Genomic DNA, 7,927 nt, shown 5'->3' on the forward strand with positions numbered 1-7,927 from the left:
GGCGCAGGCATGGGGGCTGTGGTCGGCGGCGGGGAAGGCGGCGATGAGTTCGGCGGACTTCGTGCGGCTGAACACGGAGTGCCGGCCGGCTTTGGGCGAGCCGTACCTGATCGACGCGGCGACGGATGTCTCTGCGACAGACGTGCGGATCGACTGGCATCAGGGTTCGATGACCGGGAGCAGCACGGTGGTTTTCGTGGGCGGGGCGTGGAGGTTCCAGCCGGACGCGCAGACGCTGGCGGGATACCGGAACGGCGTCGCGGCGTTCGTAGCTGAGCGGAAGGCGGCTGGGGAATGTCACTGAGGTCATCACTCGGACGGCGGATTCTGACCGTGTGCGCGGCGGTGTTCGCGGCGCTCGTCGTGTTCGCGGGGCCGGCTTCGGCCCACGCGGAGTTGGTGACGGCGACGCCTTCGCAGGGTGCTGTCGTGGGCGGCGAGCCGACGCAGGTGGGGCTGCGGTTCTCGGAGGAGATCGTGCTGAAGCTCAGCGCGGTAAAGGTGATCGGCCCCGACGGCCGACGGCTGGACGCGGGGACGCTGCGTGCCGGGCCCACCGGCGCCGACAGCCTGGCGGTGGACCTCGCGCCGGATGCGCGCCACGGAACGTTCGTGGTGGTGTGGCAGGTGACGGCGGCCGACGACGGGCACGCGAGCTCCGGAACGGTGATGTTCGCGGTGGGGGCGGCGAGTGTTCCGGCCAGCGTCGCGGGGCTCGGGCACAACCGGCTGACGAGTGCGACGTACGACGCCGGGCAGTGGATCGGGTTCGCGGGGCTCGCGATGGTGGGCGGCGTCGCGGCGCTGCACACGTATCGGCGGCGGGAGGATGGCGACAAGACCACCGGCTCGCCGGCCGCCGAGCACACCACAGCAAACCCGACCAGCAACTCGAGCGCCCAAGCAAGCCTGACTGCCGACCTGCGCGCCGCACAAGCAGACCTGGCCGCCAACGCGCGCGCCACCCAAGCAAGCCTGACCACCGAGGACATCGCGGCAGGCCCGGCTGTTAGCTCGGGTGCCGGACAGCTGTCTGAGAAGGTGGCCACCGCCGAGCCCGCACCCGAGCCAGTGCCACAGGCGCCGAGCGCGACTCCCACCTGGCCGGCGGCGTTCGGCTGGTCGCTCCTCCTGATCGGAACTTTGGTCCAGCTGACTGCCTACGCCCCCGCCGCGCGCGGTCTGTCGCTCAGTCACCTGCTCGACCGCTCCCTGCTCTCCGTCACCCTCGGCACGCGCGAGGGGCATGCGTTCATGGCGCGCCTCGTCGTGCTCGCGGTGGCGGCGGTGGTGGGGGATGCGGTGTTGCGGCGGGCAAAGGGGCCGGTGTTGCCGTTGGCGTTCACCGTCGCGGTAGCAGCTACCTGGGGCGCGACCGGGCATGCCGCGACCGGGGGTGGTGCGCCGGTGGCGATGGTCGCTCTGACGCTGCACGTCGCGGCGATGGCGGTGTGGGTCGGCGGGCTGTTCGTCATGGCGGTGCTGCTGACCGGTGGGGGTGCGGCCGTGGCGGCGGCGGTGCGGAGGTTCTCGCGGTTGGCGCTCGGGGCGGTCGGGGTGCTGGTGGCGACCGGGTTGTATCAGGCGTGGCGGGAGGTCGGGAGTGTCAGTGCTCTGCTGGACACCACGTACGGCCGCCTGTTGCTCGCCAAGGTCGCCGTCCTGCTGTGCGTGATCGCCGTCGCCAGGGGCTCGCGCGGGATCGTGGCGACGTGGCACGGCGGGAGTGAGGCGGCGCTGCGGCGGAACGTCGTGGTGGAGCTCGCCGGTGCGTCAGTGCTGCTGTTGTTGGCCGTGTTGCTGGCTGGGAACGCACCGGCGCGCTGAGAGCAATCAGCCCGCTCACCCCACCCGCAGCACGGGCTTCCCCGACCGCTCCCCCGGCGCCGCTGGACGCCGAGTGGATCAGCACACTGTCCCCCGCGCGCAGCCGCCCGACGTCGGACACCAGCCCGTAGGCCGTCGGGTAGACGCCGACACACCCGATGTCCAGCACCCGCGGCTCAAAGTTCCTCAAGCTCCGGGACTCGCGATGACCTGCCGGAACCCCTTGTCCACCCCGTGCTACTACTCTCTTTAGTTGTTCTTAACGCCCTTCTTACCTAACGACGCACCATAATGGGGTGAGCATGGCCGGTCGCGTCGCCACCCGAGGGCTGCCAGGCCTGACGTCTTAATGGCTACGACGACTCGAGAAAAACTTCATGCAACCCACCCAGGACACGGTCACGACCATGCCCCTCGGGCGCATCCTGCCGGCCTCGCTGGACCACGCGGTCTGGCCGGTGGCTCAGGCTGCGCGGGCACGGACCCTCGTCGACGTCCTCGACGCGACCGTCCAGCAGCACCCCGAGGCGCCCGCCCTGGAAGCGGCGGGAACCGCGCTCACCTACCGCGAGCTGCGCGGGGCGGTCGCGGCGCTGGCCGACACGCTGCGCGGGCGCGGAGTCGGGCCCGGCGACAAGGTCGGCGTCCGCGTGCCGTCCGGGACCCTCGATCTGTACGTCGCGATCCTGGCCGTGCTCGCCGCCGGCGCCGCGTACGTGCCGGTCGACGTGGACGACCCCGACGAGCGCGCCGAGATGATCTGGCAGGACGCCGCGGTGTGCGCGGTGATCGGCGAGGGCCGCGCGATCCAGCCCGGGCCCGGGACGGCCGGCCGGCGGCCGGGCCCGCCGGAGCTGGCCGACGACGCGTGGGTGATCTTCACCTCGGGCACCACCGGACGCCCCAAGGGCGTCGCGGTCTCGCACCGCTCGGCCGCCGCCTTCGTCGACGCCGAGGCGCGCCTGTTCGTCCAGAACCAGCCGCTGGGGCCCGGGGACCGGGTCCTGGCCGGGCTCTCGGTCGCCTTCGACGCCTCCTGCGAGGAGATGTGGCTGGCCTGGCGGCACGGCGCCTGCCTGGTCCCGGCGCCGCGCTCGCTGGTGAAGGCCGGCACCGACCTGGGCCCGTGGCTCGTCGAGCGCGGCATCACCGTGGTCTCGACGGTGCCGACGCTGGTCGCGCTGTGGCCCGCCGAGGCCCTGGACCGGGTCCGGCTGCTCATCGTCGGCGGCGAGTCCTGCCCGCCGGAGCTGGTCGAACGGCTGGCGGTGCCGGGCCGGGAGTTCTGGAACACCTACGGCCCGACCGAGGCCACCGTCGTGGCCTGCGCCTCGCTGATGCGCGCCGGATCGCCGGTGCGGATCGGGACGCCGCTGGACGGCTGGGAGTTGGCCGTCGTCGACAACCAGGGGCAGCCGGTGCCCTGGGGCCAGACCGGCGAGCTGCTGATCAGCGGGGTCGGCACCGCGCGCTACCTGGACCCGGCCAAGGACGCCGAGAAGTTCGCGCCGCATCCGGCCCTGCAGAGCCAGCGTGTCTACCGCACCGGCGACCTGGTGCGCGCCGAGCGCGAAGGCCTGATCTTCGTCGGCCGCGCCGACGAGCAGGTGAAGATCGGCGGACGCCGGATCGAGCTCGGCGAGGTCGACGCGGCGTTGCAGGCGCTGCCCGGGGTGCGCGCGGCGGCCGCGGCGGTCAAGGACAGCCCGGCCGGCGGGCAGGTGCTCGTCGGTTACCTGGTCGTCGACAGCGCGGTTTCGCAGTCCGGCGGCATCCCGCATCAGCGTTCTGCCGATGTCGAGAGCACTACGGCGAGCGGCTTCGACAAGAACGCGGCCCGCGAACTGTTGCTCCACAAGCTCCCGCCGGCGCTCGTCCCGGTGCTGGCGCTGGTCGACGACCTGCCGACGCGCACCTCCGGCAAGGTCGATCGCAAAGCCCTGCCCTGGCCCCTTCCCGGCCAGGAGGCGGCCGCGGCCGGTTCGGCGGCGAGTCTGGGCGGCACCGCCGGCTGGATAGCCGAACAGTGGCAACGGCTGCTCGGCGTCCCGGTCGAGGCCGACAGCGACTTCTTCGGCCTCGGCGGCAGCAGCCTCACCGCGGCGCGGCTGGTCGGCGAGATGCGCGACCGGTTCCCCGGGTTCACCGTCAAAGACCTGTACCAGCACCCGGGGCTGCCGGAGCTGACCCGGTTCCTGGACGCCTCCGAACAGGCCGGCGGCCAGGCCGGAAAGCCGCGGGTGCGGCACCGCCGCGTGCACCTGACGCCGGCGACGGCCGGGCTGTACCAAGGCGTGGTGCTGGCGGTCATGTTCATCATCACGGCCATCCCGTGGGTGCTCGGGATCGCGGCGATGGACGACATCATCGGGCCGGTGAAGTGGGCCCCGCACACCTCGTGGTGGCTGATCGTCGGCGGCTGGCTGGCGTTGGGCAGCGCCCCGGCGCGCGTGGTCATCAGCGGCGTCGGCGCGCGGGTGTTCACGCACAACCTGCAGCCCGGCTCCTACCACCGCGGCGGCTGGACGCATCTGCGGCTGTGGACGGCCGAGCGGCTGGTCGGCGCGTTCAGCCTGGCCGGGGTCACCGGCACACCGATGGCGTCCCGCTACGCGCGGATACTGGGGTGCCGGGTCGGGCGCGACGTGCAGCTGCACTCGCTGCCGCCGGTGACCGGCATGGCGGCGTTCGGCGACGGCGCGGTGCTGGAGCCGGAGGTGGACTGCGCGGGCTGGTGGATCGAGGGCGACCTGCTGCACGTCGGCGGGATCCGGGTCGGGCCGCACGCCTCGGTCGGGACCCGGTCGATGCTGATGCCCGGCGCGGACATCGGCGCCGGTGCGGAGGTCGCGTCCGGCAGCTGCGTGTCCAGGACCGTCCCGGAGGGCCAGCGGTGGCACGGGACGCCGGCGCGGCGCGACGAGAACGTGCCGACGTTCAAGTGGCCGCCGCCGGAGTACCGCACGTCAGGGTTCTGGAACCTGGTCTACATGGTCACCCTGCCGGCGATGCAGTTGCTGCCGTTGCTGGCGGCGGCGCCGGCTCTGGTGTTCCTGTACCTGTGGCGCGGCGCGCATCCCGAGCCCGGCGGCCTGGCCGACCTGATACTGCTGTCGTCGGTGCCGTTCACCGTGGTCACCGTGATCTGCTACGCGCTGCTGACCGCGCTGGTGGTGCGGGTGCTGTCGCGCAAGATCGTGCCGGGGGTGTACGCGGCGCACGGCCGCGTGGCGTGGAACGTGTGGGTCGTGCACCGGCTGATGGAGACTTCGCGGGTCGCGTTGTTCCCGCTGTACGCCAGCCTGGCCACGCCGGTGTGGCTGCGGCTGCTGGGGGCCAAGGTCGGACGGCGGGTCGAGGCCTCGACCGTGCTGGCGCTGCCCAGCCTGATGGAGATCGACGACCACGCGTTCCTGGCCGACGACTCGCTGATCGCGCCGTTCGAGATCCGCGGCGGCTGGCTGCGGCTGGGGCCGGCGTACGTCGGGAAGCGGGCGTTCGTCGGGAACTCCGGGATGGTCGGGCCGTTCCGGCGGGTCGCGGACGAGTCGCTGATCGGCGTGCACTCCGACACCCCGCCGCGCACATCGCCCGGCGATTCGTGGCTGGGGCGGCCGGCGTTCACGGTGCAGCGGCAGGTGGAGGGCGGGGAGTCCACGGCGCGGACGTACGACCCGCCGCTCCGGCTGGTGGCGGCGCGCGGTTTCGTGGAGCTGTGCCGGTGGCTGCCGCTGTTCCTGACGGTGCTGCTCGGGGACCTGGCGGTGATAGGCGTGCAGGCCGCGTACGACAACCTCGGGCTGTACGGCGCGCTGCCGGCCGCGATGGGGCTGCTGCTGGCCGCCGGGGTGGTCGCGTGCCTGCTGACCACGGCGGCGAAGTGGCTGCTGGTGGGGCGGTTCCGGGTCGGGCAGAAGCCGCTGTGGAGCTCGTTCGTGTGGCGCAACGAGCTGTTCGACACGTTCATCGAGGAGCTGGGGATGCCCTGGCTCGGGGCGTCGTTGATCGGGACGCCGTTCATGAACATGTGGATGCGCAGTCTCGGGGCGCGGATCGGGCGGGGTGTGTGGTGTGAGAGCCACTGGCTGCCGGAGACGGACCTGGTGACGCTGGGCGACGGCGCGACCGTGAACCGCGGCGTCGTGCTGCAGACGCACCTGTTCCAGGACCGGCTGATGCGGATGGACACGGTGACGCTGGGGCGCGGGGCGACGCTGGGACCGCACGCGATCGCGCTGCCGGGGACGCAGCTGGACGACGCGGCGGTGGCCGGGCCGTATTCGCTGGTGATGCGGGGAGATCGTTTGCGAGCCGGGACTCGGTGGCACGGGAATCCGGTCGCGCACTGGGATTCGGAGAGTTAACGACTTACTGCTGGCGGTTTTTGGGCCGGAGCCGGGGGTGGATCCCGGCTCCGGCCCAAAACCTCTCTCGCTACGGCTTGCGCGCCAGCACTCCGTACGTGCGCAAGATCGGCGTCTCGACGCTGTTCGGCTCCGGCTGCCACTGGTCGACCGTGACGATTCCCGGCGGCTGGATCTCCAGGCCGGTCAGCCAGCTCTGGATCACCTCGGGCTCCCGGTTGATGAACGGCACGCGGGTCGAGCGCTGGTAGTCGTCGAGCATCTGCTGCTGTTCGCCGGGGTGCGCCAGGTCCGGGGCGGCGTGGGACAGGGCCAGGTAGCTGGCCGGGGCGGCGGCTTCGACGTAAGCAGCGACGATGCCCGCGGGGTCGTCGGCGTCCGGGACGAAGTGCAGGACCGCGTTCATCAGGATGGCGACCGGCTTGGTCAGGTCCAGGGTCTGCCGCAGCAGCGGATGCGCCAGGACGCTGTCGGGACGGCGCAGGTCGGCCAGGATCGCCACGGCGTTGGGGGTCTGCGCGAGCAGCATGCGGGAGTGCGCGATGGCGACCTGGTCGACGTCGACGTAGACCACGCGCGCCTCGGGGTTCACCTCCATCGCGACCTCGTGCACGTTGCCCACCGTCGGCACGCCGGAGCCCAGATCCAGGAACTGGCTGACGCCGACCGTGCCGGCCAGGTGGCGGACCACGCGGCCGAGGAAGGCGCGGTTGGCGCGGATCGCGCCGACCAGGGTGGGCATGGCGTCGGCGGCGCGGCGGCCGGCCTCGCGGTCGGCCTCGAAGTTCTGGCTGCCGCCGAGCCAGAAGTCGTAGATACGGGCTGGGCTGGGCTGCGACGGGTCAATGTCCGGAAGACTCAAGGCCAGCTCCGCAGCGTCGATCGCGTCCATGGGCACCAAACTAGCGGCGGCACCGGGTTACGGGCCGGGTTGAGCGGGGGGAAGGGCGCGCCGCGTTGAGGATTCGGCGGCGGCACCGCTTTGCGCAAGCCTGCCCCGATCACCGCCGCCGCGCAACTGCGAGCTGCTGGAACGGGGTCACGAGGCGGGGTCGCGGGGCGCGGCTTGAGGCCCTATGAGGTGCCGTTTTGCGGTGCGCTACGGTCGAGACCATGGCAGCAGACGGACGGAAACACATCCTGGCAATCGGCGGCGGGGCACTCATGCCACGCGAGGCGTTCCCGCTGTACTGCGAGGAGGCAATCCGCCTCAGCGGCAAGGCCCGGCCGAAGATGTGCGTACTGAACACCGCCGAGGGCGACAACCCGGCCACCACGCAGCGCTTCTACGACCGCCTCGCCGGCGCCCCCGGCGAGGTACGGCACCTGGCGCTGTTCCCGATGCCGAACGTCGCAGACCCCGAAGACCTCCTGCTGTCGCAGGACGTGGTGTTCGTCGGCGGCGGGAGCGTGGCGAACATGCTGGCGGTATGGCGCGTGCACGGCCTCGACGAGGTGTTCCGCAAGGCCTGGGAGTCCGGCGTGGTGCTGCTCGGGTCGAGCGCCGGTGGAATCTGCTGGTTCGAGGGCGGGACGACGGACTCGTTCGGCCCGGAGCTGCGGCCGTACACGGACGGGCTCGGGCTGCTGAAGGGGTCTTACTGCCCGCACTACGAGTCGGAGGAGCGGCGCCGGCCACTGTTCCAGCGCCTCGTGCAGGAGGGCACGCTGCCCGACGGCTACGGGTGCGACGACGGGGTCGCGCTGCACTACGTGGACGAGGAGCTGGCGGAGGT

At 72.2% G+C, this 7,927-nt stretch carries 4 protein-coding genes and 1 pseudogene; 4 read left to right on the forward strand and 1 reads right to left on the reverse strand.

What is annotated here, in order from left to right:
• The 3 genes and pseudogenes from GWK61_RS50775 to GWK61_RS50785 form a co-directional block, all read left to right on the forward strand.
• Positions 1–304, forward strand: a pseudogene (locus GWK61_RS50775) (hypothetical protein); the annotation flags it as partial.
• The gene (locus tag GWK61_RS50780; protein ID WP_194921188.1) at positions 295–1,827 is read left to right on the forward strand and encodes a copper resistance CopC/CopD family protein; all 1,533 of its coding nucleotides are present in this window, start codon (positions 295–297) and stop codon (positions 1,825–1,827) included. The pseudogene GWK61_RS50775 and the gene GWK61_RS50780, both read left to right, overlap by 10 nt.
• A 377-nt stretch (positions 1,828–2,204) precedes the next feature.
• Entirely contained in the window at positions 2,205–6,191 is a 3,987-nt protein-coding gene (locus tag GWK61_RS50785) for a Pls/PosA family non-ribosomal peptide synthetase (RefSeq protein WP_194921189.1), read from the forward strand.
• 70 nt (positions 6,192–6,261) lie between these two features.
• On the opposite strand, the gene GWK61_RS50790 is transcribed toward GWK61_RS50785, so the two are convergent.
• Positions 6,262–7,083, reverse strand: a complete 822-nt coding sequence (locus GWK61_RS50790) for an SAM-dependent methyltransferase (RefSeq protein WP_194921190.1) — start codon at positions 7,081–7,083, stop codon at positions 6,262–6,264.
• 221 nt (positions 7,084–7,304) lie between these two features.
• Between GWK61_RS50790 and GWK61_RS50795 the strand changes: the two genes are divergently transcribed.
• On the forward strand, positions 7,305–7,927 hold a 623-nt coding region (locus GWK61_RS50795; protein WP_194921191.1), incomplete at its 3' end, for a Type 1 glutamine amidotransferase-like domain-containing protein.

This window comes from Catenulispora rubra (genome assembly GCF_015356825.1).
Classification (GTDB): Bacteria; Actinomycetota; Actinomycetes; order Streptomycetales; family Catenulisporaceae; genus Catenulispora; species Catenulispora rubra.

Excerpts from the sequence above, each read along its gene's own strand:
- GWK61_RS50780 (WP_194921188.1), top strand. The coding sequence starts at position 295 with ATGTCACTGAGGTCATCACTCGGACGGCGGATTCTGACCGTGTGCGCG.
- GWK61_RS50785 (WP_194921189.1), top strand. The coding sequence starts at position 2,205 with ATGCAACCCACCCAGGACACGGTCACGACCATGCCCCTCGGGCGCATC.
- GWK61_RS50790 (WP_194921190.1), bottom strand. The coding sequence starts at position 7,083 with ATGGACGCGATCGACGCTGCGGAGCTGGCCTTGAGTCTTCCGGACATT.